We start from the raw sequence: 26,287 nt of genomic DNA, 5'->3' as shown, positions 1-26,287 counted from the left end.
CGGTCCTAAGGAAGCAGTCCTAAGGGAGCGGTCCTAAGGGGACGCTCCTAAGTGAGGCGCGCGACAATCCCATTCGGCCGACGGGTGGAAACACGCCCGGGCCAGGCAGGAGCAAGAGGGGGAGGAATGACGGATCTATCGCACTGGGACTACGCAGCGAAGTTTTCCGGTCGGCAAGCGGCTGCGTTGATCTTGGGCTATGAGCCCGACGAGGCCTGGAAAGCCGACTCCGCGCACCTTCGGCAGGTGAGCGTCGTGCTCGCGCGCCTTGAGCATGACTACCAGCAGACCGTCACAGCCTTCAAAGTTGCGCGGGGGCGGCTGGCGCCAGGATCTCGCTTGGCCCCGCCGACTTCCGCCAAAGGGTGCCTGGTCAGTGTGGATCTGGCGGCACAGTCGGCGACGGCCAAACCAGCCAACGATGGCCTGTTCATTGCATTCGTGTCCGCCCAACTGCATAAATTTTCCGATCAGGCCTTCTCCCGTGCCCAGTTGCGCGACTGGCTGCGCTGCAACGTGATGGAGTCGGTTTACGACTTCGAGGAGCCGGCCCAGAGAGTGGCGATCAAAGCCGTGGAGGCGCCGCCGGCTGAGACCGACATTGACCCATCCGACCTGCCCGAAGAATTGCAGGCCGCGAACATTGCCTTTCGGGCGGTCCTCAATGGCTACGGTGACGAGGCAGTGACATTCAAGGCGCGCCTTGTGCGGTACCTACAGGCCAATTTTCGACTTTCTGACGAGGCGGTCCAACGCATTGCGACGGTCGCAAATCCGGACAAGGCTGCCGGCCGTCGAAAGCGCAGCGGCTAAAGGCCGCCCCTTTGAAGCCCAGCATCCATGCGGGTTTGCTCAATGGCCGGCCTATTTCTGAAGGGGGGCAGCAGGCCTAATTCCGACCCTTACCAGCTATTCCGGCCGGTGCCCAAATTCGACATTTGCGTCCGTTCAAACCACAAGGACGCACATGCTCCACAACGCTCTCGAACCCACTCGCGGCAATGACCGCAACCCTCAGCAGCTTGACGCTGTGCAACTGCCTGATGCGCTGTTGCGCATCCAAACCGTAGCCCAGGCCACGGGCCTCTCGTCGGCAACGCTGTACCGCAAGGTTGCCGCCCGCGAGTTCCCGCAACCCATCCGACTGGGCCAGCGCTGCACGCGCTGGAAGGCTGCCGACGTGCGCGCCTGGATTCAGGCTCAGGGTGGCGACCAATGATTTACCGACCTGACTCGCTCGCGTCGGTTGTCCATGCGGGAGGCCACTGATGGGCAAGAAGTTCGACCGCAGTTTGCTGCCCGACCCATTGACGTTCTATGAGGTCGAAGGGCTCACGCTCAAAGGCCCTGGCCCCTGGAAGACGACGCGATGCGTCTTCCATGGCGGCAGCGACTCCATGCGTATCAAAGCGTCAAGCGGTGCCTTTAAGTGCATGGCCTGCGAGGTCCACGGCGGCGACGTGCTGGCCTACGCGATGCAGGCCCATCAATGGGACTTCGCTGAGGCGGCCGAGAAGCTGGGCGCGATGGTGGATGACGGCACGGAATGCACTCGGCCCGCCGTTAAGCGCACGCTGTCCGCATCGGCGGCGCTGAAGCTGCTCCAGCGCGAGGCGATGGTCGTCGCCATGACGGGGCTGTCCATCCAGGGTGTGCTTCCAGACGCCGCATGCCGCAAGCGACTGCTGGATGCGGTGCGCGTCATCGAGAACATCATGCAGGAGCACGCAGCATGAACCCGGCCGACTGGGACCAATTGGACGCCTACCGCGACAAGATGCTCAGCGCAACGAGGCCGCCGCCCTTGGAAGACGGCGTAATCCTGACCTGTGCGGCATCACTGAAGCCTGAGCCCGTGTCCTGGCTTTGGAAAGAGTGGCTCGCTTTGGGCAAGTTCCACGTTTTGGCTGGCGCGCCGGGGCAGGGCAAGACGACGATTGCGCTGGCCTTTGCAGCGGCAGTGACGAGTGGCGGGCGTTGGCCCGATGGCTCGCAATGCCCGGTTGGAAATGTGCTGATGTGGAGTGGCGAGGACGACCCCGCCGACACGCTGTTGCCGCGCCTGCTGGCCATGGGCGCTGACCCCTCGCGGGTGTTCTTCGTCACCGGCGCCCGGATCGGGCGAGAGGTGCTGCCTTTCGACCCAGCGCGGGACATGGCGCAGCTTCTTGCGAAGGCTGAGCAGATCGGTGACGTTCGGCTGCTGGTCGTCGATCCCGTCGTTTCGGCTGTCGCCGGTGACAGCCACAAGAACACCGAAGTCCGGCGCGCGCTGCAACCGCTGGTAGACCTGGGCGCAGCTCTGGGCGCGGCGGTCCTGGGCATCTCGCATTTCAGCAAGGGGTCGGCGGGCCGTGATCCGACCGAGCGTGTGGTGGGCTCCATGGCGTTTGGGGCTGTTGCGCGGGTCGTGCTGTGCGCAGCCAAGGTTAAAGGCAGCGGCGGCGAAGACGACCGGCGGCTGCTTGTACGCAGCAAGTCCAACATTGGCCCCGATGACGGAGGCTTTGAGTACGGCATCGAGCAGATCGAGCTGAGCCAATACCCCGGTGTGCATGCAACATTGATTGACTGGGGTCAGGCCGTCGACGGCACTGCGCGCGAGCTGCTGGCAGATGCGGAAACGGATCAGGTTGAAGAGGGCGATGCGTCAGCCTTTGAGGACGCGTGCGGGTTCCTGCGCAGCGAGCTGGCCCATGGGCCGAAGTCGGCGAAGTACATCCTTGCCGAAGCGCGACAAGCCGGACATAGCGAGCGCACGATCAAGCGTGCGAAAGCCAAGCTGGGTGTTGAGTCGCGCAAGGAATCCGCTGGTTGGCTATGGAGCATGACTGCCGAAGCGGCGGCCAAGAAACTCAAGGATGCCAAGGAGGCCGAACATTGTTGGCGGGACAACGTTGGCACGGTTGGCACCCTTTCCAAGTAACCGGTCAGTCGTCCGTTTTCTCGCTGACAAGATCAGCTCGATGACTACGTGCGGCGCGTGAGCCGTGGGCTGAAGTTGTTGACGCCGTCCAGCCAGACGACTCCCGCTCAGCAGTCGACCGTGCCGGACTGCAGCTAACCGCGAACTGCAAGGATTGAAGCGATCCGCAGGCAACTTGGGCGGCCTGCTACGCCGTTACCTTTGAAATACCGGTCGTAAAGTTGTCCGAACAGTCTTTCAACAGGCGCGAGAGCGAACCGACGTAGCGATTTACTCCCATGGCGAACTGTCGTGCCCGGGGGTTCGCACCAAGCTCTGCCTTGATTCGCGCGTCAGCCAGTGCGCTTGCCGTGCCCATCTCTCGAAAGGCTATGTCTTTCACGGGCAGTGCGGGGGTCCCGGCCAACATCGGCGCATCTAGAAGAGCTCTGACAAGCTCGACAAACTTATCCCAACCTGGGAGTTGGAAGTCTCCGACCTCTTCGTTTCTGCTTACCTGCAGCGCTATATGTAAGCGCTTTCGAAGTTCGTAGCCCTCTCGCCCACCCCAAACGTGATTTCTCAACGCGCTCTGAAAAGCATCCAAATCCATGCTCTGATCAAAAACTGTACTGAACTCTCGCACGATCGCGCTTAAGAACGTGATTGCTTGGCTAATAACCATGCCGTACAGTAGTCGGTGAACAGGCTTGGTCACGTCAAACTCCCCCTCGGCGGATTTCAGTCTCGAAAGAAGGGTGCGAAAACCTGCGGTTGCGCTCCGTTCAAACGCAGCTTCACTAGACAAATATTCGACAAGCGGTGCCACCCGTGGGAGCTGAGTGCGCAGATTCCACAGCGCATCCCACGCGGCAAGGTTGTCGAGATACGTGATTCCTTCCAAGTAATTCGTTGACGATGAACGCGCATATTCGTCGAAAATCTTTTCTGCGAACAAGTGAACGCCGATTTTTCTCGCAGCTAGTCGGTGGCCATCGGGGGCAGGTTTGACGAGGATTACAAACGCTTCGTCTGCCTGCACTAGTTGAAGCAGTCCGCTCGCCCAGAGTGCCCGGCCAACGCCGCTTGTCTTAGCGAGTGTTTTGCAATCGAAAACAACTCGGCGTTCACGCACTTCCCCTGCCGGACGGACGCCAAGTACATCGACGTCAGTAATGTCGGCAGGCTTGGCGGCTGTGTCCTCACCGTAACGAACTAGGCACTCCATATACGGGATATATCCGTGCGCCACGCAATAGCGCACGGCCTTCTGTTTCTGAATGGCATCTTTCATCATCGAAGATCCAGCAGCAGTTGTTCCATTTGAGCGCGCGCCTGTTCATCAAGAGGCGGTCTTGCAATTTGGCGAAGGGAGGTTGATGCCACGATGGACTGTATATAAGTCTCGTCACGCTGCAGGGCAATTCGGGCGTCGTCCGATACGCCACTTGACAGTGGCTCGCCCGACCTAAAAATCGAAATGGCATCTTGAAGTGCTTGCGCGTTCTCCGGTGTATCGATCAGCTGAAACTCGTACCAGCCGGCTTGTGGACGGGGCACGAGCTTGCCAACTCGAAGGGTCACCAGATTGGTGTATTGCAAGGCGGCTTCTGTACTGGCACCGATCTTCTTCTCGGAAGCTAGCTTATCGAGAAGGGCAGCTGGGTATTTGATAGCAAAGCGACTCGGCAACAGCTGACCTTTTCGCACAGCTGCAACGATTGCCATTGTGCGCTCATAAATTTCTCGGGCACTTCCATTCATGGCGCCTGCCCCAGGCCGCGGGGTGAAGACGAAGTGCTCGTTGACCGTTGGGTTCTTCAGGCTTGGTGGTCGGAGGACGCCATCCGCAACCATTTCTTCCAGAAGTTGGAGCTCAGTCGGACTTAGCTTCGTGCCATTGATTTCGCCACGACTACGGATCATCGAAAGTGGCCAACCCTGTGCCTTCTTCAGCAGGTCGAGCAGTCGCTGAACAATATTTGCGCCACCCGCCGCAGCGTGCGACGCGAGGGCGTCTAAGCTGTCGGCGAAGTAGTAGGGACTGACAAGGACATCCTGCCCACGAGCGCGCTTCGGTACAACGAGCCCCCCAGTCTTGGCAATGAGCTCCACGCGGCTGAATACCGGCATTGACGCGCCGAGGCGTCCAATCATCGCGTCGCGCTTCTCCGGCTTGCTTTTCAGTTCGTTCAGGACGGCGATCGCGACTTCTTCGTGCTCCGTCAAATTGATCGTTCCTACGTACTCACCCAGGCCGCCATACACGGAGGCGAAGTGTGGAACGTTGGGGATGACAGAGTTGATCGTCTTGCCTGTCGTGATTAGGTCGACGTAGCCGATTTCGGCGAGGATGTCGAGCACTGGCCGCAGCGCTAGAGCTGGGATGTCAAAGAAGTGGTCCGCGACCTGACGCAGCACTTCTCCTTGGATGGCACCGAGACCACGGATGTTCACCGCTAGCTTTGCGGCCATGCCGACAAGAGGCAACTCTCCAAATTCCGGCACGCTCGATCGAGCGAGCCCCACCTGCAGGTCATGTGCAAACTCAGCCTTGGCTTCATTGGTAGCGGTCGACATGTGACTCCCCGTAAAACGTCGCGGCATTCTAGGGAGGCCTGGTAGACCACTTACCGGCAAAGTCAGCTGACACCGCCAGCGGCGAACGATGCAGATCAGCCTGAGCGATCAGCGCCAGTGGTGGGTGTAAAGCTAGCGATGCGACCGCCTGTCAGGCTGTCCAAGTGTTCGCCACTAACGTACAACTATGCGTACAACTGGCGCATTGATTCGACGTCGATCGCAGTCCTAATCGGATCAAAGTGGCAGTGTTTGTGTGACCCCGGCTCACTTGAAATGAAAAAGGCCCGTGTCACCGACACGGGCCTTTTTGCTTTCATTGATGGTGGAGCCGGGGGGAATTGAACCCCCGTCCGCAAGCCATCACCGGGCAGATCTACATGCTTAGCCGGCTGATTTCAATCTCACGGTCAACTCGCGCAGTGGCACGCTAGCTTTTCCGCCAGTCACTGAATCTCACGTTGAACCGAGTGACCCGGCCCAACGCCAGCCGATGTGAATGACTTCTCAGCCTCATCCCTTGCGGAACTCAGCCCGGCCCATCGGCCTGCCGTTGAGAAGCTCAACCGCAATTAAGCGGCGAGTGCGAACGTAGAGTCGTTTGCAGTTACTTTTGTTCCAGTGGATTTACGAGCGAACTGGTGCTCGGCATGCCCCACTCCGGATCCGCACCCACGTCGAAACCAGGTCGGCCCCAGAACCTCGCATTTTAGGGCAGCCGGAGCCGCTTCAAGAGCTCAGCCGGCTCGCTGAAAAGAATATCTGCACCCCATGCCTCGGGAGCCTCTTCAGCCCCCAGGTATCCCCATCGGGCCACGCCGGTCGACATCCCTGCCGCCCGGCCCGCAACGATGTCGCGCGCATCGTCACCCACGTACAGGCAGGACTCTGGATTCACACCGATCCGGCGCGCCGCCTCGAGCAGCGGCGCTGGGTGCGGCTTCACGTGGGGTGTGCTGTCGCCGCACACGAGCACCTCCGCATGCAGGCCAAGCCGCGCAGCAAGTGGCTCGGCGAAACGAGTGGCCTTGTTGGTCACGATGCCCCAGCGGACGCCCACGGCCTTCAGCCCACGGAGCACCGAATCGACCCCGTCAAACACGCAGGTGGTCTCATGCATCAGCAGTTCGTAGCGATCCAGAAACTCAACCTTGAGCGTTTCGTAGTCCGCATGACCAGGGGCGACGCCGAAGGCCTGCGCCAGCATGCCCCTCGCGCCTGACCCTCCATAGGGCCGGTACTGCGCCAAAGGCAGCTCGAAGAGACCGCGCGCGAGCCGCATGGCATTGGCTGCGCGGCCCAGATCCGCCGCACTGTCAATGAGGGTGCCGTCTAAATCGAACAGGACGACGTTCGCCCACCACCCTTCGCGCATGTCCACCGACACGGCCACTAGGGCCGGCGGCAGGCCAGCATGTAATTGACGTCGGTGTCGCTGCCCAGGCTGTAGCGCTGGGTCACCGGGTTGTAGCTCAAGCCGCGGCTGGCCTGCAGCTCGAGGCCAGCGTCTCGACAGAATTGCGCCAGCTCGGACGGCTTCAAGAACCTCGCATATTCATGCGTGCCCTTCGGCAGCATGTTCATCACGTATTCCGCGCCCACGATGGCCAGCAAAAAGGCCTTCGCGTTTCGGTTCAGCGTGGACAAAAACACCCAGCCGCCGGGCTTGACCAGGCTCGCGCATGCACGTACCACCGAAGCCGGGTCCGGCACGTGTTCGAGCATCTCCATGCAGGTCACGACATCAAAGCAACCCGGCTGCTCGGCCGCCAGCGCCTCCACCGCGATCTCCCGGTATTCCACGCCTTCGGTACCAGCCTCCATGGCATGCAACTCAGCCACACGCAACGGTTTGGTGGACAAATCGATCCCTAGCACTTGCGCGCCGGCACGGGCCATGCTGTCGCTGAGGATGCCGCCGCCACAGCCCACATCGAGCGCCCGCTTGCCGGCCAATGGGCACATCTGCTGAATCCAGCCCAGCCGCAGCGGGTTGATTTGATGCAGTGGCTTGAATTCACTCTCGGGGTCCCACCAGTGGTGAGCCAGCTCACCAAACTTGGCGAGCTCTTGCGGGTCGGCGTTGATCGTCATGACGAATGCAGAAAAAAGAAAAGCCCCGACGGCGAGCGTGCGGGGCTTTGCGCAAAGCGCCCGAGGGCGCTTGGACTTACTTGTTGCGCGTACCGACGACTTCGATCTCGGTGCGGCGGTTCTTGGCGCGACCTTCAGCGGTCTTGTTGTCGGCCACGGGCTGCTTCTCGCCCTTGCCTTCCGTGTAAACACGGTTCGGCTCGACACCCTTGCTCACCAGATAGGCCTTGACGGCTTCCGAGCGGCGGATCGACAGCTTCTGGTTGTACTCGTCGCTGCCCACCGAGTCGGTGTGGCCCACGGCGATGATGACTTCCAGGTTGATGCCCTTGGTCTTGCTAACCAGGTCATCCAGCTTGGCGGTGGCTTCGGGCTTCAGCGTAGCCTTGTCGAAGTCGAAGAAGGCGTCAGCAGCGAACGTCACCTTTTCGCTCACGGGAGCGGGCGGGGGCGTCACGGGCTTCGGAGCGACCGGAGCGGGAGCCGGGGGCGGCGGAGCGACAGGCTTCGGAGCCTCGACCTTCGGGGCCGGCTTGATTTCGCCGTCGCAACCCTTGGCAGCCGTCGCCGGCGTCCAGAAATTGTCGCGCCAGCAGTACTCGTTGGTGCCGTTCTTCCAAACGGTGCCGTCGGTTGCGCGCCAGTTGTCGATGGCTTGTGCCGACGCCGACGATGCAGCAGCGGCGACCGCAGCCATCGCAAACAGCGACGCCACGCGATTCAGTTTCTTCATGATTCTCCTCTCAAGGAATGCCGCAGTTGCCCTGCGAGAGTCAGTACTCGAACCTCTAACCTCAGAAGAAACTCTAGGGTTTCTCCTAGGGACTCGACGATTGTGCCATGCGAGCACCGGGCCCAACGCATTGTGGCGGCCTACATCCGTAGGCGTGCCGGCGCTGTTGCGCTGCTGCTACAAGGGGTGCCGCCCTTAGAATTTCCGTCTTTCTCTTACACCCAACCGTCGTTGCGCCAGTGCAGCGCACGCGTGAGTCCCACCGCATGACCCAGTTTGCCAAGGAAACCCTGCCCATCAGCCTCGAAGAGGAGATGCGCCGCTCGTACCTGGATTACGCCATGAGCGTCATCGTCGGGCGAGCCCTGCCCGACGCACGGGACGGCCTCAAGCCGGTGCACCGCCGTGTGCTGTACGCGATGAACGAGATGGGCAACACCTACAACGCGAAGTACCGCAAGTCGGCACAAGCGGTGGGTGAAACCATGGGTAAGTACCACCCGCACGGTGACTCAGCGATTTACGACACCATCGTGCGGATGGCCCAGCCTTTCAGCCTGCGCCACATGCTGATCGACGGCCAGGGGAATTTCGGCTCGATCGACGGCGACAACGCCGCGGCGATGCGATACACGGAAATCCGGCTGGACAAAATCGCCCATGAAATGCTGGCCGATATCGACAAGGAAACCGTCGATTTCGGGCCCAACTACGACGGCAGCCACAAAGAACCGCTGGTTTTGCCCACGCGTCTGCCGAATTTGCTGGTCAATGGCTCGGCCGGCATTGCCGTGGGCATGGCCACCAACATCCCGCCGCACAACCTCAATGAGGTGGTGGATGCGTGCCTGTTCGCGCTGAAGAACCCGGAGTGCACGGTCGACGAGTTGATGGAAATCATCCCGGCCCCGGACTTCCCCACCGCCGGCATCATCTACGGCCTGGCTGGCGTTCGCGATGGGTACCGCACCGGCCGCGGCCGCGTGGTGATGCGCGCCAAGGTGCACTTCGAAGACATCGACAAGGGCAATCGCCAAGCGATCATCGTTGATGAGATCCCCTACCAGGTCAACAAGAAGAGCCTGCTCGAACGCATCGCAGAACTGGTGCACGAGAAGAAGATCGAGGGCATCAGCCACATCCAGGACGAGTCCGACAAGTCCGGCATGCGGGTCGTCATCGAGCTCAAGCGCGGTGAAGTGCCCGAGGTCGTCCTGAACAACCTCTACAAGCAGACCCAGCTGCAGGACAGCTTCGGCATGAACATGGTCGCCCTCGTGGACGGCCAGCCCAAGCTGTGCAATCTGCGCGACATGATCGTCGTGTTCCTGGAGCACCGCCGCGAGGTGGTGACCCGCCGCACGATTTTCGAACTGCGCAAAGCCCGCGAGCGCGGCCACGTGCTGGAAGGCCTGGCCGTCGCACTGGCCAACATCGACGAATTCATCGAGACCATCAAGACCTCGCCCACGCCGCCGGTGGCCAAGGCGGCCCTGATGAGCAAGAGCTGGGATTCGTCGCTGGTGCGCGAGATGCTGTCGCGTGCCGAAGGTGGCAGCGCGGCCTACCGCCCGGAAGGGCTGGAAGCCCAGTTCGGCATGCAGCCGGACGGCCTGTACCGCCTGTCCGAAGCACAGGCCGGCGAAATTCTGCAGATGCGCCTGCAGCGCCTGACGGGCCTCGAGCAAGACAAAATCGTCGGCGAGTACAAGGACGTGATGGCCGAGATCGCCGATCTACTGGACATCCTGGCCACGCCGTCGCGCGTGACGACCATCATCGGCGACGAGCTGACCCAGCTGAAGACCGAGTTCGGCCAGACCAAGCTGGGCGCGCGCCGCTCCGTCATTGAGCACAACGCGCAAGAGTTGGGCACCGAAGACCTCATCACGCCAACCGACATGGTCGTGACGCTGTCCCACACCGGCTACATCAAGAGCCAGGCCCTCAGCGAATACCGCTCGCAGCGCCGAGGCGGCCGCGGCAAGCAGGCGACAGCGACCAAGGACGATGACTGGATCGACCAGCTCTTCATCGCCAACACGCACGACTGGATCCTGTGCTTCTCCGACCGCGGCCGCGTCTACTGGCTGAAGGTCTGGGAGGTGCCGCAGGGCTCGCGCAATTCGCGCGGCAAGCCCATCGTGAACATGTTCCCGCTGCAACAGGGCGAGAAGATCACCGTCGTGCTGCCGCTGACCGGCGAGTTCCGCAGCTTCCCTGAAGACCACTTCATCTTCATGGCCACGGCCATGGGCACGGTCAAGAAGACCTCGCTGAAGGACTTCAGCAACCCGCGCAAGGCCGGCATCATCGCCGTCGACCTGGACGAGGGCGACCACCTCATTGGCGCCGCGCTGACCGACGGCCGCCACGATGTCATGCTGTTCAGCGACGGCGGCAAGGCCGTGCGTTTCGACGAGGACGATGTGCGCCCGATGGGCCGTACCGCCCGCGGGGTGCGCGGCATGATGTTGGAACCCGATCAGCGCCTGATCGCCATGCTGGTGGCCGAGGACGAAAGCCAAAGCGTGCTGACTGCCACCGAAAACGGCTACGGCAAGCGCACCAGCATCGTCGAGTACACCCGCCACGGGCGGGGAACGAAGGGCATGATCGCCATCCAGCAAAGCGAGCGCAACGGTCGCGTGGTGGCTGCCACGCTGGTGCGCCCGGAAGACGAGATCATGCTGATCACCGACAAGGGCGTGCTGGTGCGCACCCGCGTTGCTGAAATTCGTGAACTCGGTCGTGCCACCCAAGGTGTGACGCTGATCGCCCTGGACGACGGCGCCAAGCTGTCGGGCCTGCAGCGCATCGTGGAAAACGACGCCAACGAATCTGACGCGAGCGACGCTGCCGACGGCGCCGACGCTTCGGAAGCCCCGGAATCCCCCAAGGACTGACATGACCTTTCGCAAGCTGGGCCTGGCCCTCGCCGTGACCCTGGCCACCGGCTCCGTGCTGGCTGAGCCGACGCCCGCCAAGAAGGCGCTGATCGACAAGATCGTGGCGCTGCAACAAAGCCGCGCTGATGCCCTGTCTCGCAACATGGTTCAACAACCTCTCACGCCACTGATTCAGGGCGTGGGCGCGGCGCTGCAGCAAGTGCCGCAGGACAAGCGCGATGCACTGGCCAAGGGCCTGGACGCGGAGTTGAAGAAGTTCCTCGACGAAAACGTGCCCTATGTGCGCGACAAGGTCACCAAGGCGCTGCCCGGCACGGCTTCGGCGCTGCTGGACGAACGCTTCAACGAGGACGAACTGAAGCAGATCCTGGCCTGGGCAGAATCCCCGGTCAGCCAGAAGTTCGACACCGCCAATTTCGAGCTGCAAAAGGCCGTGGCGCAAAAGGTCATGGCCGAAGCCGCGCCGACGCTGGAAGGCCGCCTGAAGACGCTTCAAGCCAACTTCGCCAAGCAGCTGGGTCTGCCCGCACCGGGCAACGCAGCGCCGGCCAAGCCTGCTGCCCCCGCCCCCGCCTCTGCGCCCAAGAAGTAGCCCGCCTCAATGCCAGTCCAACGCCCGTTCAACTTCTCCGCCGGCCCGGCGACCCTGCCTGAACCTGTCCTGCAGCAAGTGGCCGCCGAGATGCTGGACTGGGGCGGCAGCGGCATGAGCGTGATGGAGATGAGCCACCGCGGCAAGGAATTCATCTCCATCTACGAGCAAGCGGAAGCAGACCTGCGCGAACTGCTCGCCGTGCCAGCCAACTTCCGCATCCTGTTCATGCAGGGCGGCGGCCTGGGCGAGAACGCCATCGTGCCGCTGAACCTCAGCCGCGGCGGCAAGGTGGACGTGGCGGTGACGGGTTCGTGGTCGCGCAAGAGCGCGGCCGAAGCGCGGCGCTATGCGGACGTCCAGGTCGTCGCTGAAGGCTCGGGCCGCAACATTCCCGGCAGCGCCAACACCTGGAGCTTGCGAAGCGACGCCGCCTACGTGCACGTCTGCACCAACGAGACCATCGATGGCGTGGAGTTCCACGAACTGCCTCGCATCGACAACGGCGTGCCGCTGGTCATCGATTGCTCGTCCCATCTGCTGTCCCGCCCGATCGACTGGAGCCGCGTGGGCCTGGCGTTTGGCGGTGCGCAGAAGAACATCGGCCCGGCCGGCCTCACCCTCGTGTTCGTGCGGGACGACCTGCTGGGCCATGCGCTGGACATTTGCCCCTCGGCCTTCAACTACAAGACGGTGGCCGACAACCAGTCGATGTTCAACACGCCGCCCACGTTCGCCATCTACGTGGCGGGCTTGGTGTTCCAGTGGGTCAAGCAATTCACGTACGCCGGCCTGCAGGGCTTGGCCGCCATGGAGCAGCGCAACATCGACAAGGCAGCCCTGCTCTACACGACACTGGACGCCTCTTCGCTGTACGAGAACCGCGTGGAAGCGGACTGTCGCTCGCGCATGAACGTGCCGTTCTACCTGAAGGACGACGCCTTGAACGAGCGCTTCCTGGCCGAGGCCAAAGCCGCTGGGCTGCTGCAACTCAAGGGGCACAAGTCGGTCGGGGGCATGCGCGCCTCGATCTACAACGCGATGCCGCTGGAGGGCGTGCAAGCGCTGGTGAACTTCCTGAAGGAATTCGAGGCCCGTCATGGCTGAACCCATCGCCTCGCAGGCCCTGCTCGCGCTGCGCGACCAGATCGACGGCCTCGACAAACAACTGCTGCAACTGCTGAACGAGCGTGCCCGCGTGGCCGAGCGCGTGGGCGAGATCAAGCGCGCCGAAGGCACGCCATTCTTCCGGCCCGACCGCGTGGCGCAAGTCATCGACAAGATCCGCACCGCCAACCCCGGCCCGCTCAAGGCCGAGCATGTGTCGGCGATCTGGCGCGAGATCATGTCGGCGTGCCTCGCGCTGGAATCCCCGCAGCGCGTGGCGGTGCTGGGGCCGGTCGGCACGTTCTGCGAGCAGGCGGCCATCGAATACTTCGGCGGCGCCGCCGACATGACCTACTGCGCCAACTTCGACGAGGTGTTCCACGCGACCGCGTCAGGCAGCGCACAGTTCGGGGTGGTGGGTGTCGAGAACATGACCGAAGGCGTGGTCACCCGCTCGCTGGACCTGTTCCTGCACACGCCCTGCCACGTGGTGGGCGAGGTGAGCCTGCTCATCCGCCACAACCTCATGCGCAAGGAGCCGTCGATGCACGGCATCGAAGCCGTGCTCGCGCATCCGCAGGCCTTGGCGCAGTGCCAGAACTGGTTGAACAAGCACCTGCCTGACGTTGAACGCCGCGCGGTGTCGAGCAATGCTGAAGGCTCGCGCTTGGCAGCAGAGAACCCAGCATGGGCAGCGCTGGGCAGCGAACGCGCCTCGACGCTGTTTGGCCTGCACATCGTGGCGCACGCCGTTCAGGACGAGCCCTACAACCGAACGCGGTTCGCCGTCATCTGCCTGCCGCAGACCATGGCCACGCCGCCGGCCACCGGCCGCGACTGCACCAGCTTGGTGGTCTCCGTGCCCAACCGCCCAGGCGCCATGCACGACCTGCTCGTGCCGCTGAAAACGCACGGCGTGTCCATGACCCGCCTGGAATCCCGCCCGGCCCGCACCGGCCAGTGGGACTATTACTTCTACATCGACCTCGACGGCCACCCGAGCCAGCCCAACGTGGCAGCGGCACTGGCGGAGCTGCGAGCGTCGTGCGCCTTCTTCAAGATGCTGGGCGCCTACCCCGTGAAGGCCTGACGCATGTTTCAGCAACTTGGCGTGATCGGTTGCGGCTTGATGGGCGGCAGCTTCGCCCTGGCCATGAAGCGCGCGGGCCTGGTCAAGCGGGTGGTGGGCTACAGCAAGTCGCCGTCCACCACGGAGCAGGCCAAGAAATTGGGCGTCATTGACGTCGCGGCCGAGTCAGCGCTGCTGGCGGTGTCGGGGTCGGACATCGTGCTGATCGCCGTGCCTGTGTCCGCCACGGAAAGCACGCTGAAGGCCATCCGTCATTTGGTGAACCCCGGCGTGCTGTTCATGGACGTGGGCTCCACCAAGTGCGACGTCATCGAAGCCTCGCGCCGCGCGCTGGGTGAACGGGCCGCCAGCTTTGTGCCCTGCCACCCGATTGCCGGCAAGGAGTCGGGCGGCGTTCAACACGCTGAAGCGACCTTGTACGAGGGCCGCCAAGTCATCCTCACGCCGCAGCCCTTCACCAACCCGGTGCTGGTGCAGCGCGCGACGGATGTGTGGTCGGCGTTGGGCGCCACAGTGTTGAAGATGCGGCCGCACAACCACGACGCCGCGTTCGCCGCCGTCAGCCACCTGCCGCACCTGCTGGCGTTCGCGTTCTTCCAGGCCATTGCCGAACAACCCGCTGCACGGGATTACCTGAGCCTGGCCGGTCCGGGCTTTCGTGACTTCACGCGCATTGCGGCGGGCGATCCGGCCGTGTGGCGCGACATCCTGCTGGCCAACAAGCACGAAGTGCTGGCCCAGTCCAAGCGATTCCGCACCACGCTGGACCAGCTCGAAGCCTTGATCGAAGCCGGCGACGCGCCCGCGCTCGAAGCCGCGCTGCGCCCGATTGCCGAAGGCCGCGAGGCCTGGAGCCTGCCCTCCCCCGCTGTTCCTCCCGGCCGCCCGACGGCTAAGTGATGTTCAAGATCCCCTTCCTCGACCTGCCGCCCTTGCGCGGTGCCGCGGGCACGGTGCGCCTGCCCGGCTCCAAAAGCATTTCCAACCGCGTGCTGCTGCTGGCCGCCCTCAGCGAAGGACGCACGGTGGTGCGCGATCTGCTCGCGTCCGACGACACCGCCGTCATGCTGGAGGCCCTGCGCGCGCTGGGCTGCGGCGTGGTGCAGGAGGGCGACACGGTCAGCATCGTGGGCCTGGGCGGCAACTTGCTGGCCAAGCAGGCCAAGCTCTTCCTGGGCAATGCCGGCACGGCCATGCGGCCACTGACCGCTGCACTCGCGGTGCTGGCTGCCACGCAGGGCGGCAGCTTTGAAGTGTCGGGCGTGCCGCGCATGCACGAACGCCCCATCGGCGACCTCGTGGACGCCCTGCGCGGACTCGGCTGCGCCATCGACGACCTCGGCAACCCCGGCTACCCGCCGCTGCGCCTGCACGGCCCCTCCCCTCTGGCACTCGACACCCCGGTGCGCGTGCGCGGCGATGTGTCCAGCCAGTTCCTGACGGCGCTGCTGCTGGCGCTACCGCTGGTGGCCACGCGAGACATCCGCATCGAGGTCATTGGCGAGCTCATCTCCAAGCCCTACATCGAGATCACGCTGGCCCTGCTCGCCCGCTTCGGCATTGCGGTGCGGCGCGAGGGCTGGGAAGCCTTTGTCATTCCCGCCGGCAGCAAGTACCGCTCGCCGGGCGAAGTGTTCGTGGAGGGCGATGCGTCGTCTGCGTCGTACTTTGTCGCCTTGGGCGCGATTGCCGCCACCGACACGCCCTTGCGCATCGAAGGCGTGGGCCGAGAGTCCCTGCAAGGCGACGTGCGGTTCATCGAAGCGGCCGCCGCCATGGGCGCCGAGGTCCAGGCCGGCCCGAACTGGCTGGAGGTGCGCCGAGGCGCGTGGCCGCTCAAGGGCATCACGCTCGACTGCAACCACATTCCCGACGCCGCCATGACGCTCGCTGTCATGGCGCTCTACGCCCACGGCCCCACCACGCTCACCAACATTGCCAGCTGGCGCGTCAAGGAGACCGACCGTATCGCGGCGATGGCGACGGAACTGCGCAAGCTCGGCGCCACGGTGGATGAAGGCCCGGACTGGATCCGAGTGCAGCCGCTTGCCCACTGGCAGGCCGCCGCCATCCACACCTACGACGACCACCGTGTGGCGATGTGCTTCTCGCTGGCTGCCTTCAACGGCCTGGTCACGCCCGCGGCCGTCCCGGTGCGCATCCTGGAGCCGCACTGCGTCGCCAAGACCTTTCCAGACTACTTCGAGACCCTGTTCGCCACCGTCACCGCCGACGCCGCCGACATCCCGGTGATCACGATCGACGGGCCAACAGCATCGGGCAAAGGCACGCTGGCCGATGAAGTCGGCAAGGCCTTGGGCTACGGCGTGCTGGATTCCGGCGCGCTGTACCGTGTGGCCGGCCTGGCCGCGCGCCGCGCCGGCGTCGATCTGGACGACGGCGATGCCGTGGCCGCGCTGGTGCCGGGCCTCGACCTGCGCTTCCAGGACGGCCACATCTTTTTGGGCTCCGAAGACGTCAGCGCCCGCCTGCGCGCCGAAGCGACCGGGCTGCTGGCTTCGCAGGTGGCGGTGCACCCGCAAGTGCGCAGCGCGCTGCACCAATTGCAGCTGAGCTTTCGCCGCCTGCCGGGCCTCGTGGCGGACGGGCGCGACATGGGCACCGCTTTGTTCCCGGATGCGCCCCTGAAGATCTTCCTGACCGCCAGCGCCGCCACGCGCGCCGAGCGGCGATATAAGCAATTGATTTCCAAGGGAATTCCCGCTAATATCGAGGGCTTGCGCGAAGATTTGGAGGCGCGGGACGAGCGGGATAAAAACCGCGCGACCTCGCCGCTGGCTCCCGCACAAGACGCGCTGCTGCTGGACAACTCGGCACTCGGCATCGAGGAATCGGTGACCCAAGTGCTGGATTGGTGGCAACAGCGCCGGCCGTTCTGACGCGGAATTCGATTCCGCTGCAGTCGGCCCCGGCCTGAGAAGCCACGGCCCGCCTCTCTTCCCTCCGAACGTCAGTTCACCGAGAGGGGCGATGTCAACAACTTAACCCGCAGCTCGTCTGCACGCCGCGTCGGGGCTCCCCGCCGCACCAGGATCAATCAACATGTCCCAAACCCAAACCGCCGCTTCCGGCATGGAATCCTTTGCCGCAATGTTCGAGGAGTCGCTGCAGCGCTCCGACATGCGCGCTGGCGAAGTGATCTCGGCCGAAGTCGTTCGCGTTGAGCACAACTTCGTCGTCGTCAACGCAGGCCTCAAGTCTGAAGCCTACGTGCCCATCGAAGAATTCAAGAACGACCAAGGCGAACTGGAAGTCCAGGTCGGCGACTTCGTCTCCGTCGCCATCGACGCCATCGAAAACGGCTACGGCGACACCATCCTGTCGCGCGACAAGGCCAAGCGCCTGGCCTCGTGGCTGAGCCTGGAAACGGCCCTGGAGTCTGGCGACTTCGTGACCGGCACCGTCTCCGGCAAGGTCAAGGGCGGCCTGACCGTTCTGGTCAACGGCATCCGCGCCTTCCTGCCCGGCTCGCTGCTGGACACCCGCCCGGTGAAGGACATGAGCCCGTTCGAGGGCAAGACCATGGAATTCAAGGTCATCAAGCTCGACCGCAAGCGCAACAACGTTGTGCTGTCGCGTCGCGCTGTGGTGGAAGCCTCCATGGGTGAAGAGCGCGCCAAGCTGCTGGAAACGCTGTCGGAAGGCGCAATCGTCCAGGGCGTGGTCAAGAACATCACCGAATACGGCGCGTTCGTGGACCTGGGCGGCATCGACGGCCTGCTGCACATCACCGACATGGCATGGCGCCGCGTCCGTCACCCGAGCGAAGTGGTGACGGTCGGCCAGGAACTGACGGCCAAGGTCCTGAAGTTCGACGCCGAGAAGAACCGCGTCTCGCTGGGCATCAAGCAACTGGGCGACGACCCGTGGTTCGGCGTGGCCCGCCGCTACCCGACCGGCACCCGCCTGTTCGGCAAGGTCACCAACATCGCTGACTACGGCGCGTTCGTCGAGATCGAGCCGGGCATCGAAGGCCTGGTGCACGTCTCCGAGATGGACTGGACCAACAAGAACATCGCCCCCAGCAAGCTGGTTTCGCTGGGCGACGAAGTCGAAGTCATGGTCCTGGAAATCGACGAAGACAAGCGTCGCATCTCCCTGGGCATGAAGCAGTGCAAGGCCAACCCGTGGGAAGAGTTCGCCGAGAACGTCAAGCGCGGCGACAAGGTCAAGGGTCCGGTCAAGTCGATCACCGACTTCGGCGTGTTCGTGGGCCTGGCCCAGGGCATCGACGGCCTGGTGCACCTCTCCGACCTGTCTTGGGACGAGTCCGGCGAAACCGCCGTTCGCAACTTCAAGAAGGGCCAGGAAGTCGAAGCCGTCGTGCTGGCTGTGGACGTCGAGCGCGAGCGCATCTCGCTGGGCATCAAGCAGCTGGACAGCGACCCGTTCACCGCCTTCACCACCATCAACGACCGCGGCGCTTCGGTGACCGGCAAGGTCAAGACCGTGGACCCGCGCGGTGCTGAAGTCGAACTGGCTGACGGCGTGATGGCTTACCTGCGCGCTTCGGAAATCTCCCGCGACCGCGTGGAAGACGCCCGCAACGTGCTGAAGGAAGGCGACGAAGTCACCGCCGTGATCGTCAACGTGGATCGCAAGACCCGCAACATCCAGCTGTCGATCAAGGCCAAGGACAGCGCCGACCAGCAAGAAGCCATGCAGCGTCTGAGCCAGTCGAACGAGCGTGAAAACGCCGGCACGACCAGCCTGGGCGCCCTGCTGCGCGCCAAGCTGGACAACCAGGGCAACTAAGCTCTCGTTGACCACCCGGCCTGCGTGCAGGCCGGGTATGCTTCCCACAGGCTCGCCGGCCTCGCCAGCGAGCCTGTTTCAATTCTGATTCCTGCAAATCTCTGCCATGACCCGCTCCGACCTCGTCGCCGTGCTCGCCGAACGATTTGGCCAACTGACCCAGCGCGACACCGAGTTCGCGGTCAAGACCATCCTCGACGCCATGAGCGATGCGCTGGCCCGCGGCCACCGGATCGAGATTCGCGGCTTCGGCAGCTTCTCCATCAGCCGCCGCCCGCCCCGCGTCGGCCGCAATCCGCGCAGTGGCGAACAGGTCATGATTCCGGAAAAGCTCGCCCCCCACTTCAAGCCCGGCAAGGCCCTGCGCGAAGCGGTGGACAAGCACCTCCCGGTGACCGACGCCTGACCCCGAGGTCCCGGCCATGCGCACCCTTGTCTGGCTCCTGCGGGCCCTGCTGTTTTTCACCTTGTTCGCGTTCGCGCTGAACAACAAGGACGAAGCCACGATTCGCTGGTTCTTCGGCCACGAGTGGCGCGCACCGCAGGTCATCATCGTGCTCGTCGCCTTTGGCTTCGGCGCCGCCTTCGGCGTGTTGGCCATGGTGCCCGCCTGGTGGCGCCACCGCCGTGTGGTGCAACGCGTCGAAGCTCAGGCCCCGACAACGGCCAACACGGCCTCCGACACCCCTTCCACGCCTTACGCCGCCCATCAAGATGGAGTTTGATCCACGCTGGCTGCTCTTCGTCCTGCCCGTCGTCTTTGTTCTCGGCTGGCTGGCCTCCAAGCTCGATTCCAAGCAATGGAAGCTCGAGCAGCGTGAATCGCCCAAGGCGTATTTCAAAGGGCTGAACCTGCTGCTGAACGAGCAGCAGGACAAGGCCATCGACGCCTTCATCGAAGCCGTCCAGAACGACCCCGACACCTCAGAGCTGCACTTCGCGCTCGGCAGCCTGTTCCGCCGGCGCGGGGAAACCGAGCGTGCCGTGCGCGTGCACGAGCACCTGCTGCGCCGGGGCGACCTGCCCAAGGCCGACCGCGACCGTGCCCAGCACGAGCTCGCGCAAGACTTCTTCAAGGCCGGCCTCTTTGACCGCGCCGAGGCTGCGTACGCCGAGCTGCGCGGCACCGCCTTCGAGCGCGAGGCGCGCCTGGCCCTGCTGTCGCTGTACGAACGCTCGCGCGACTGGGCCAAGGCCGCCGAGGTGGCCGCCGAGCTGGAGTCGGCTGGCACCGGCTCTTTCTCAGGCTGCATCGCGCATTACCTGTGCGAACAAGCGCTGGTGGCCCAGTCGCAAGGCCATGGCGACCTGGTGCCGGCGTTGCTGGACCAAGCCCAGCGCCGCGCGCCGGAAAGCGCCCGCGCCTACGTGCTCCAGGGACAACTGCTGCTCAAGGCCGGCCAACCTGAAGCGGCACTGGCGGCTTTCACGCAGCTGCTGGCGGCCAATCCTGCGGCTTTCAACCTCGTCGCGGCCGATTGCGCTGCCGCGGCCAAGTCCTTGGGCCAGCCGCAACGGGCCATCGACCTGCTGCTGGAGCAGTACCAGCGCGCCCCCAGCATGCACTTGCTGCGCGCCCTGGCCACCTTGCAACCCGAACCCCAACGCGAGCGGCTTGCGGCGCACCTGCGCGAGCAACCGGCCCTGTCGGCTGCCACCGACCTGCTCAAACTCAACGCCGCGGCACTGCCGGCGGACGAAGCCGGACCCATGGTCCAGGCCCTGGAAAAGGCCACCAAGCCCTTGCAGCGTTACCGCTGTGCGGCCTGCGGCTTCGAAGCCGCGCACTACTTCTGGCAATGCCCCGGTTGCCTCAATTGGGACACCTACCCTCCCCGTCACGTGGAAGAGCTTTGAAGCCATGATCCCCCCTCGCGCTCTTCGAGCACTGCCCCCCAAGGGGGCGCACCGCGTCCTTCGGACGGCCGGGCGGTCGCTGTGATGCGCCACATCGTCTGCATGAAGTGGGGCACCAAGTACGGCCCCGAGTACGTCAACCGCCTGTACGCCATGGTGCGCCGCCACCTGCGCGGCGACTTCCGCTTCGTCTGCCTCACGGACCGCACCGAAGGCATCCACCCTGAGGTGGCCTGCTTCCCCATCCCCGAGATGACGCTGCCCAACGGCGAGCCCGAGCGCGGCTGGAAGAAGCTCACCACCTTCAGCCCCGTGCTGGTCAACGAGTACGGCCTGCGCGGCACCGCGCTGTTTCTGGACCTTGATGTGGTCATCGTCGACGACATCACGCCGTTCTTTGAGGTGCCCGGCGAGTTCCTGATCATTCACGACTGGAAGCGCCCCTGGCGCGTGACGGGCAACTCCTCGGTGTACCGCTGGGAATTGGGTGCACACCTCAATGTGCTGACCGAATTCGTGGCCGACCAGGCCAAGGCCAAGGCCGAGTTCCGCAACGAACAGGCCTTCCTGTCGGCCGTGCTGCACCGCCAGGGCAAGCTCCAGTACTGGAACGATGCCTGGTGCGCGAGCTACAAGTACCACTGCATCCCGGCCTGGCCCACCAGCTACTGGCGTGACCCGTTCATCCCGGACGGCGCACGCATCCTGATCTTCCACGGCGTGATGAACCCGCCGGATGCCCTGGCCGGACGCAGCAACGGCAATTGGCGACACGCCCGGCCCGCGGCGTGGATTGCGGACCACTGGCGCGAATGAACGCCACGCCGGTCACGGCTTGGGTCAGCTGGACCAGTGTGATGGCCTGGGCCGCATGGGCGGTGCTGACCATCCTCAGCCTGCTTTTCGTGTGGGAACTGATCACCGTGCTTCGGGCTCGCGTGCCGGCCCAGACGCGGCTGGTGGTGGTCGGCGCCCAAGCGCCCCGCAGCGACACGCCCATTCCTCGCGTGATCTGGACCTACTGGCAGGCCGCGCCGGTCCCACCGTTCATCCAGGCTTGCCTGGCCAACTGGCGGCAATTTGCGCCTGATCACGAGGTGCGACTGCTGGACCGAACCAGCCTGCAGCGCTGGCTGCCCGAGCTTCGAGCGGACTTCGACACCCTGCCGGCCTACCGACAAGCTGATTGGGCGCGTGTCCAACTCCTGGCCCGCCATGGCGGCATCTGGATGGACGCGTCCATGCTGATCAGCCGGGATCTGGCCTGGCTCCACAGCACGCAGCAGCGCAGCGGCGCGGACTACGTGGGCTTCTACATCGATCGTTATTCCACCCGGCCGGACCTCCCCATCATCGAAAACTGGCTGATGGCCTCGGCCGCGGGCGGCCGCTTCGTCACCGCCTGGGCCCAGGCCTTGGACCGCGCGCTCGACGACGGCGCCGAGGCCGTACTGGCACGCCTGCGTGCGCAAGGACGCCATGCCGCCGTGACCCAGGCCCTCACCGACGACTTCCAGCGCTACCTCCTCATGCATGTTGCGGCAAGCGACCTCTTGGACGTGCAGCCCGACCTCGCCCGGCTCGCCTTGCTGCGCGCGGAGGACGGACCGTTTGCATGGCTGGCCGCGGTGGGGTGGCGCAAGCGCCACCACTTCGTGCGTTTGGCGCTGACCCCCTGCCCCCGGCTGCTGCCGGCCGTGCTGAAGCTGCGCGGTGGCGACCGTGCCCTCACCGAGCGCAACTGGCTGCGGGGCTGGGTGTCACCCTTCAGTGCCTTGCGGCACCTCATCGGCCGCCGCCCGTGAACGCCACACCCTGGCTTAGCCTGCTGTTCCCGGTGTACGGCGTGGAGGCCTGGCTTCCGGCCTGCATTGCGTCCCTGCACCCCCAGTTGGACGCCGGCGTAGAACTCGTGTTCGTGGACGACGCCTCACCCGACGGCTCGGCGGCGTGCGTGCAGCGCCTGCTGCCCAAGGCGCGCGTGATTCGCCAAGACTGCAACCGCGGCGTCAGTGCGGCGCGCAACCGTCTGCTGGAGGAAGCGCGCGGCGACTATCTCTGGTTCATCGACCCGGACGACCTCGTCGAACCCGGTGCCCTGGCAGAACTCCGGACCTTGATCCAGGCCCACGCCCCCGATCTCATCAGCGCGGATTTCCGCGTCTTTGACGACGGCCCCAGCACCGCCTCCATCAAGCCGCGCCACCGCCATATCGCGAGTTTTGAAGGGCCCCAGGGCGTGCTGATGCAAGACATCGACCAGCGCCTGCGCGGCTTCTTCGTCCACGGCCAATTCCACCCGTGGAGCAAGATCGTCCGGCGCGACTGCTGGCCGACCACGCTGCGCTTTCCCGAAGGCCGCGTGTTTGAGGACATGGCCGTGTACCCGCGCCTGCTGCTGCACACGCCACGCCACGTGCACACGGCCCAGGTCTGGATCGCCTACCGCCAACGCGGTGGCAGCCTGCTCAGCCAACTGGACGAGCGGCGACTCGACGACTGGACCTGGGCCCTGGATGGATTGGCCGCTGAGTTGCCCGACCTCCAAGACAGCACGCGCTTCGAAATCGCGCACTTCTGCGCCCGGACGCTGCTGCGCGCCCGCCGACGCCGGCTGCAGTTGGGCGGAGCAGCACTGGACGGTCTGGCCCTGGATGCCGAGCGCTTCAACCGCAGCTCGCCGCTGGGCCGCGCCGAACTGCTGCGGGCCTACCTCAAGCGCGGGCGATGGCTGCGGGCGCTTCAGTGGTGGCAAAACGGCTGATCAGCGCCTCGTAGCGCTCCCGCATCAAGGGCAGGCCATGCGCCTGCAGCGCACGAGCGCGGGCCGCCGCGCCCAAGCGCGCCGCCTGCGTGGGGTCGCACAGCAGCACCCGCAACGCCTCCGCCAAGGCCTCGGGCTGCCCCTCCGGCACCAACAACCCCGTCACGCCGTCTTCCAGCACCCCGCGCACGCCCACCACATCCGACGCAATGCAGGCGCAGCCCGACGCCATCGCCTCCACCAACGCCAGGGGCATGCCTTCGAAATGGGTGGCCAGCACGTAGATGCACTGAGACTTGAGCAGCCCCGGCATGTCAGCGTGGTGCCCCAGAAACGTCACCTGCCCCTGCAAGCCCAAGCGCACCACTTGCGCCTGAATTTGCTTCAGCCGCGGCCCCGTGCCAGCCAGGTACACCTTCGGCCGCAAGCCGTGCTGCTCGGCCAGCACCGCCAACGCGGCCACCAGGCACGCCTGGTCTTTCTGCCGCGCGAAGCGGGCTGACATCACCACACCCGCTTCGCGCACACCGTCCGGCAGCGCATCGGCAAATCGGGTCAGGTCCACCCCGTTGGGAATGGCATGTGTCTTGTCGGCGGGCAGCCCTTGCGCCAGCAACACACCCCGCACCCCCTCACTCACCCCCACCAGCGCGGCACTGTGCTGCGCCAGGCGGAGGCTCCAGCGCCGGGTCCAGGGGGTGTAGCGCTCGCGGGAGTTGTGCTCCACCTGCATCAGCACCGGCACGCCAGCACTCACGCCAGCCTCTCGGCCGATCAGGTGTTCCGGATACCCGTGCGCCAAGAGGGCTGCGGGCTGAAGCTGCTTCAACAAGGCCGCCAACTGCCGCACGGTCTGCCCTCGAAACCAATGGCTGTCCACCACGTGCACCTCCAGGCCGGCGGCACGCAAAGCTTGCACGCGGTCCATCGGCGTGTGGGCTTTGCGCCGCAGGATCAGGATGGGCCAGAACCGCTCGCCCTGCAGCGCCGAAAGGCAGAGGTCCACCGCCACCTGGGTAGCCCCCGAGAACCCGCCGGTGACGAAATGGACGACCTTGATACGGTCAACAGGCGGCAGCGGGCTCGGCATGGGGCGGCAGTGTAGGAGGGACAATCCGGCCCCATGTCGCCTGACACCAACGCCTCCGCCACTCCAACGGTCATGCGCCGCCTGGGCCGCTTCGTCTACCCCCACCGCTGGGGCGCCGTGCTCACCATCGTTGCCTACATCGGGGCGGCTGCCACCGAGCCCATGCTGCCCAAGCTGATTGGCTACGCCTTCGGCGAGGGCTTCCAGAAAGATGCCTTCCCGCTCTGGATGGTGCCGGTCACACTCATCGGGCTGTACGTCTTCCGCGGTCTGTTCAGCTTCGCCGGGCAGTACCTCTTCAACTGGACGCTCACGCGCAGCGTGATGGACTTCCGCACCGCGCTCGTCAACGCTTTGCTGCGCCTGGACGCACAGGTCTACACCCGCGTTCAGCCCGGCACGGCCGTCAGCAAAGTGGTGAACGACCCGCAGCAGATCTTGCAGCTGGTGGGCGATGTGGGCATGAGCGTGCTGCGCGACGGGCTGCCCGCCGCGGCCATCCTGGTGTACCTCTTTGTGTTGAACTGGAAGCTCACCCTGCTGGCATTGGTCGTCACGCCACTGATGGCCGTGGTGATGAAGAAGGTCAACCAGCGCGTGCGCTTGATGGCGTCACGCTCCTACGACGCGCAGCTGCTGCTGGTGAACAAGGTGGACGACCTGGCCCGCGCTTGGCGGGTGGTGCGGCAGTTTGGCGCCGAACGCCACGAGCGCGATCGCTTCCAGGCGGTGTCCGATGACGTGCGCCGCAACACCATGAAGACCGTGACCGCGGGTGCCTTGTCGCAGCCGCTGTCGCAGCTGGTGGCCAGCGTGGGCCTGTCGTTCATCATCTGCATCGCACTCTGGCAGGCACGGGGCGAAGGCACGGGGGTTCAGGCGTTTGCCGAGTTCATCGCAGCGCTCATGCTGCTCACCTCGCGCCTGCGCCACCTCTCCGACCTGGCCGCGCCGCTGACCCGCGCCACCGTGATTGCCAAGGGCTGCTTCGAGCTGATGGACGAGACCAAGGAGTCCGACGGCGGCCCGCATGAACTGCCCCAACCGGCCCAGGGCGACCTGGTGATGCAAGACGTGCGGCTGACCTACCCCGGCGCCAGCCAACCCGCGCTGGACGGCCTGAACCTGCACTTCCCCGCGGGCAAGACCACCGCGCTGGTGGGCGCCTCCGGCGCGGGCAAGAGTTCCATCGTGCACCTGCTGCTCGGCTTCGGCCGGCCAGACAGCGGGGCGGTGTTGCTGGACGGCCGCAACATGGAGGAACTCAGCCGCCTGTCACTGCGCCGCCAGTTCGCGGTGGTGTCGCAAGACATCGTGCTGTTCGACGACTCGGTGGCCCACAACATCGCCTATGCCCAGCCCCGTGACGAAGCGCGGCTGGAAGCCGCCTTACGAGCCGCCCACCTGTGGGACTTCGTGCAGACCTTGCCCGATGGCGTGAACACCGCCGTGGGCGCCAACGGCAGCAAGCTGTCCGGCGGCCAGCGCCAACGCCTGGCGATTGCCCGCGCGCTGTACAAGGAAGCCCCCATCTGGATCTTTGACGAGGCCACGTCGGCGCTGGACACCGAGAGCGAGCGCGCCGTGCAGCAGGCCTTGAGCGCCTGGACAGGCCACAAGACGCTGATCGTTATCGCCCACCGGCTGTCCACCATCCGCGACGCCGACGCCATCCACGTGCTGGGCAGCGGCCGCGTGCTGGAGAGCGGCACCCACGCCGAGTTGATGGCGCGTGACGGGGCCTATGCCGGCATGGTGCGGGCCCAGGCGGGCGAGGTCTGAGGGGCAGC

At 64.8% G+C, this 26,287-nt stretch carries 24 protein-coding genes and 1 other RNA gene; 18 read left to right on the top strand and 7 right to left on the bottom strand.

Annotated elements, in window-relative coordinates; translation table 11 throughout:
* The first annotated feature begins 126 nt into the window (after positions 1–126).
* The 4 genes from ACG01O_RS09495 to ACG01O_RS09480 all read left to right on the top strand — a co-directional run bounded on the left by ACG01O_RS09495 (position 127) and on the right by ACG01O_RS09480 (position 2,926).
* Entirely contained in the window at positions 127–813 is a 687-nt protein-coding gene (locus tag ACG01O_RS09495) for a hypothetical protein (RefSeq protein WP_394383842.1), read from the top strand.
* 154 nt (positions 814–967) lie between these two features.
* Positions 968–1,219: a helix-turn-helix transcriptional regulator gene (locus ACG01O_RS09490; RefSeq protein WP_394383841.1), complete on the top strand. Its 252-nt coding sequence runs from the start codon at positions 968–970 to the stop codon at positions 1,217–1,219.
* 49 nt (positions 1,220–1,268) lie between these two features.
* The gene (locus ACG01O_RS09485) at positions 1,269–1,736 is read left to right on the top strand and encodes a CHC2 zinc finger domain-containing protein (protein ID WP_394383839.1); all 468 of its coding nucleotides are present in this window, start codon (positions 1,269–1,271) and stop codon (positions 1,734–1,736) included.
* Complete coding sequence (locus ACG01O_RS09480; RefSeq protein WP_394383838.1) at positions 1,733–2,926, top strand: AAA family ATPase; 1,194 nt, start codon at positions 1,733–1,735, stop codon at positions 2,924–2,926. The genes ACG01O_RS09485 and ACG01O_RS09480 overlap by 4 nt, the downstream gene beginning before the upstream one ends.
* 187 nt (positions 2,927–3,113) lie before the next feature.
* On the opposite strand, the gene ACG01O_RS09475 is transcribed toward ACG01O_RS09480, so the two are convergent.
* From ACG01O_RS09475 to ompA, 6 genes are all read right to left on the bottom strand, one after another.
* A complete protein-coding gene (locus ACG01O_RS09475) occupies positions 3,114–4,202 on the bottom strand; it encodes a hypothetical protein (RefSeq protein WP_394383836.1) in 1,089 nt (362 codons plus the stop codon).
* Complete coding sequence (locus ACG01O_RS09470) at positions 4,199–5,485, bottom strand: hypothetical protein (protein ID WP_394383834.1); 1,287 nt, start codon at positions 5,483–5,485, stop codon at positions 4,199–4,201. Before ACG01O_RS09470 ends, ACG01O_RS09475 begins: the two co-directional genes overlap by 4 nt.
* Before the next feature lie 323 nt (positions 5,486–5,808).
* Positions 5,809–6,181: a transfer-messenger RNA gene (gene ssrA, locus ACG01O_RS09465) on the bottom strand.
* Positions 6,182–6,194: 13 nt separating this feature from the next.
* Positions 6,195–6,860, bottom strand: coding sequence for an HAD family hydrolase (locus tag ACG01O_RS09460; RefSeq protein WP_394384206.1), 666 nt, complete (start codon positions 6,858–6,860; stop codon positions 6,195–6,197).
* Positions 6,861–6,877: 17 nt separating this feature from the next.
* Entirely contained in the window at positions 6,878–7,579 is a 702-nt protein-coding gene (ubiG, locus tag ACG01O_RS09455) for a bifunctional 2-polyprenyl-6-hydroxyphenol methylase/3-demethylubiquinol 3-O-methyltransferase UbiG (protein ID WP_394383832.1), read from the bottom strand.
* A gap of 76 nt (positions 7,580–7,655) precedes the next feature.
* The gene (ompA, locus tag ACG01O_RS09450; RefSeq protein ID WP_394383831.1) at positions 7,656–8,312 is read right to left on the bottom strand and encodes an outer membrane protein OmpA; all 657 of its coding nucleotides are present in this window, start codon (positions 8,310–8,312) and stop codon (positions 7,656–7,658) included.
* A 266-nt stretch (positions 8,313–8,578) separates the two neighbouring features.
* Between ompA and gyrA the strand changes: the two genes are divergently transcribed.
* The 13 genes from gyrA to ACG01O_RS09385 all read left to right on the top strand — a co-directional run bounded on the left by gyrA (position 8,579) and on the right by ACG01O_RS09385 (position 23,407).
* Positions 8,579–11,218, top strand: coding sequence for a DNA gyrase subunit A (gene gyrA / locus ACG01O_RS09445; protein WP_394383829.1), 2,640 nt, complete (start codon positions 8,579–8,581; stop codon positions 11,216–11,218).
* Between the two features lies 1 nt (position 11,219).
* Positions 11,220–11,813, top strand: a complete 594-nt coding sequence (locus ACG01O_RS09440) for a DUF2059 domain-containing protein (RefSeq protein ID WP_394383828.1) — start codon at positions 11,220–11,222, stop codon at positions 11,811–11,813.
* Positions 11,814–11,822: 9 nt separating this feature from the next.
* Positions 11,823–12,920, top strand: coding sequence for a 3-phosphoserine/phosphohydroxythreonine transaminase (serC, locus tag ACG01O_RS09435; protein ID WP_394383826.1), 1,098 nt, complete (start codon positions 11,823–11,825; stop codon positions 12,918–12,920).
* Positions 12,913–14,010 (top strand): prephenate dehydratase, encoded by a 1,098-nt coding sequence (gene pheA, locus ACG01O_RS09430; RefSeq protein WP_394383824.1) that lies wholly within the window; start codon positions 12,913–12,915, stop codon positions 14,008–14,010. The genes serC and pheA overlap by 8 nt, the downstream gene beginning before the upstream one ends.
* A 3-nt stretch (positions 14,011–14,013) precedes the next feature.
* Entirely contained in the window at positions 14,014–14,910 is an 897-nt protein-coding gene (locus tag ACG01O_RS09425; RefSeq protein WP_394383822.1) for a prephenate dehydrogenase, read from the top strand.
* Positions 14,910–16,910: a bifunctional 3-phosphoshikimate 1-carboxyvinyltransferase/cytidylate kinase gene (locus ACG01O_RS09420; RefSeq protein ID WP_394383821.1), complete on the top strand. Its 2,001-nt coding sequence runs from the start codon at positions 14,910–14,912 to the stop codon at positions 16,908–16,910. Before ACG01O_RS09425 ends, ACG01O_RS09420 begins: the two co-directional genes overlap by 1 nt.
* Positions 16,911–17,073: 163 nt before the next feature.
* Positions 17,074–18,786: a 30S ribosomal protein S1 gene (gene rpsA, locus ACG01O_RS09415; RefSeq protein WP_394383819.1), complete on the top strand. Its 1,713-nt coding sequence runs from the start codon at positions 17,074–17,076 to the stop codon at positions 18,784–18,786.
* Between the two features lie 106 nt (positions 18,787–18,892).
* The gene (locus tag ACG01O_RS09410; RefSeq protein WP_056202110.1) at positions 18,893–19,192 is read left to right on the top strand and encodes an integration host factor subunit beta; all 300 of its coding nucleotides are present in this window, start codon (positions 18,893–18,895) and stop codon (positions 19,190–19,192) included.
* Between the two features lie 16 nt (positions 19,193–19,208).
* A complete protein-coding gene (locus tag ACG01O_RS09405) occupies positions 19,209–19,511 on the top strand; it encodes a LapA family protein (RefSeq protein ID WP_394383816.1) in 303 nt (100 codons plus the stop codon).
* The gene (gene lapB / locus ACG01O_RS09400; RefSeq protein WP_394383814.1) at positions 19,501–20,643 is read left to right on the top strand and encodes a lipopolysaccharide assembly protein LapB; all 1,143 of its coding nucleotides are present in this window, start codon (positions 19,501–19,503) and stop codon (positions 20,641–20,643) included. The genes ACG01O_RS09405 and lapB overlap by 11 nt, the downstream gene beginning before the upstream one ends.
* A gap of 102 nt (positions 20,644–20,745) precedes the next feature.
* The gene (locus ACG01O_RS09395; RefSeq protein WP_394383812.1) at positions 20,746–21,459 is read left to right on the top strand and encodes a glycosyltransferase; all 714 of its coding nucleotides are present in this window, start codon (positions 20,746–20,748) and stop codon (positions 21,457–21,459) included.
* Positions 21,456–22,448 (top strand): glycosyltransferase family 32 protein, encoded by a 993-nt coding sequence (locus ACG01O_RS09390; protein ID WP_394383810.1) that lies wholly within the window; start codon positions 21,456–21,458, stop codon positions 22,446–22,448. The genes ACG01O_RS09395 and ACG01O_RS09390 overlap by 4 nt, the downstream gene beginning before the upstream one ends.
* Positions 22,445–23,407: a glycosyltransferase family 2 protein gene (locus ACG01O_RS09385; protein WP_394383808.1), complete on the top strand. Its 963-nt coding sequence runs from the start codon at positions 22,445–22,447 to the stop codon at positions 23,405–23,407. The genes ACG01O_RS09390 and ACG01O_RS09385 overlap by 4 nt, the downstream gene beginning before the upstream one ends.
* Here the strand turns inward: ACG01O_RS09385 and ACG01O_RS09380 are convergent.
* Complete coding sequence (locus ACG01O_RS09380) at positions 23,358–24,497, bottom strand: glycosyltransferase (RefSeq protein WP_394383806.1); 1,140 nt, start codon at positions 24,495–24,497, stop codon at positions 23,358–23,360. The two genes, ACG01O_RS09385 and ACG01O_RS09380, sit on opposite strands and share 50 nt — an antisense overlap.
* 33 nt (positions 24,498–24,530) lie before the next feature.
* Between ACG01O_RS09380 and ACG01O_RS09375 the strand changes: the two genes are divergently transcribed.
* Positions 24,531–26,279 carry an ABC transporter ATP-binding protein gene (locus tag ACG01O_RS09375; protein ID WP_394383804.1) on the top strand — a complete coding sequence of 583 codons (1,749 nt, stop codon included), beginning with the start codon at positions 24,531–24,533 and terminating at the stop codon, positions 26,277–26,279.
* The last annotated feature ends 8 nt before the right edge of the window (positions 26,280–26,287 follow it).

The sequence above is a fragment of the Pelomonas baiyunensis genome, assembly GCF_043555935.1.
Taxonomy (GTDB): Bacteria; Pseudomonadota; Gammaproteobacteria; order Burkholderiales; family Burkholderiaceae_C; genus Pelomonas; species Pelomonas baiyunensis.
Note: the sequence above shows the minus strand (reverse complement) of the source record. Positions and strands in the feature narration are given on the sequence as shown.

Excerpts from the sequence above, each read along its gene's own strand:
- ompA (WP_394383831.1), bottom strand. The coding sequence starts at position 8,312 with ATGAAGAAACTGAATCGCGTGGCGTCGCTGTTTGCGATGGCTGCGGTC.
- serC (WP_394383826.1), top strand. The coding sequence starts at position 11,823 with ATGCCAGTCCAACGCCCGTTCAACTTCTCCGCCGGCCCGGCGACCCTG.
- ACG01O_RS09495 (WP_394383842.1), top strand. The coding sequence starts at position 127 with ATGACGGATCTATCGCACTGGGACTACGCAGCGAAGTTTTCCGGTCGG.
- ACG01O_RS09380 (WP_394383806.1), bottom strand. The coding sequence starts at position 24,497 with ATGCCGAGCCCGCTGCCGCCTGTTGACCGTATCAAGGTCGTCCATTTC.
- pheA (WP_394383824.1), top strand. The coding sequence starts at position 12,913 with ATGGCTGAACCCATCGCCTCGCAGGCCCTGCTCGCGCTGCGCGACCAG.
- ACG01O_RS09395 (WP_394383812.1), top strand. The coding sequence starts at position 20,746 with ATGAAGTGGGGCACCAAGTACGGCCCCGAGTACGTCAACCGCCTGTAC.
- ACG01O_RS09490 (WP_394383841.1), top strand. The coding sequence starts at position 968 with ATGCTCCACAACGCTCTCGAACCCACTCGCGGCAATGACCGCAACCCT.
- ACG01O_RS09405 (WP_394383816.1), top strand. The coding sequence starts at position 19,209 with ATGCGCACCCTTGTCTGGCTCCTGCGGGCCCTGCTGTTTTTCACCTTG.
- ACG01O_RS09420 (WP_394383821.1), top strand. The coding sequence starts at position 14,910 with ATGTTCAAGATCCCCTTCCTCGACCTGCCGCCCTTGCGCGGTGCCGCG.
- ACG01O_RS09470 (WP_394383834.1), bottom strand. The coding sequence starts at position 5,485 with ATGTCGACCGCTACCAATGAAGCCAAGGCTGAGTTTGCACATGACCTG.
- ACG01O_RS09440 (WP_394383828.1), top strand. The coding sequence starts at position 11,220 with ATGACCTTTCGCAAGCTGGGCCTGGCCCTCGCCGTGACCCTGGCCACC.
- ACG01O_RS09390 (WP_394383810.1), top strand. The coding sequence starts at position 21,456 with ATGAACGCCACGCCGGTCACGGCTTGGGTCAGCTGGACCAGTGTGATG.
- ACG01O_RS09410 (WP_056202110.1), top strand. The coding sequence starts at position 18,893 with ATGACCCGCTCCGACCTCGTCGCCGTGCTCGCCGAACGATTTGGCCAA.
- ACG01O_RS09375 (WP_394383804.1), top strand. The coding sequence starts at position 24,531 with ATGTCGCCTGACACCAACGCCTCCGCCACTCCAACGGTCATGCGCCGC.
- lapB (WP_394383814.1), top strand. The coding sequence starts at position 19,501 with ATGGAGTTTGATCCACGCTGGCTGCTCTTCGTCCTGCCCGTCGTCTTT.
- gyrA (WP_394383829.1), top strand. The coding sequence starts at position 8,579 with ATGACCCAGTTTGCCAAGGAAACCCTGCCCATCAGCCTCGAAGAGGAG.
- ACG01O_RS09425 (WP_394383822.1), top strand. The coding sequence starts at position 14,014 with ATGTTTCAGCAACTTGGCGTGATCGGTTGCGGCTTGATGGGCGGCAGC.
- ACG01O_RS09475 (WP_394383836.1), bottom strand. The coding sequence starts at position 4,202 with ATGATGAAAGATGCCATTCAGAAACAGAAGGCCGTGCGCTATTGCGTG.
- ubiG (WP_394383832.1), bottom strand. The coding sequence starts at position 7,579 with ATGACGATCAACGCCGACCCGCAAGAGCTCGCCAAGTTTGGTGAGCTG.
- ACG01O_RS09485 (WP_394383839.1), top strand. The coding sequence starts at position 1,269 with ATGGGCAAGAAGTTCGACCGCAGTTTGCTGCCCGACCCATTGACGTTC.
- ACG01O_RS09460 (WP_394384206.1), bottom strand. The coding sequence starts at position 6,860 with ATGCGCGAAGGGTGGTGGGCGAACGTCGTCCTGTTCGATTTAGACGGC.
- rpsA (WP_394383819.1), top strand. The coding sequence starts at position 17,074 with ATGTCCCAAACCCAAACCGCCGCTTCCGGCATGGAATCCTTTGCCGCA.
- ACG01O_RS09480 (WP_394383838.1), top strand. The coding sequence starts at position 1,733 with ATGAACCCGGCCGACTGGGACCAATTGGACGCCTACCGCGACAAGATG.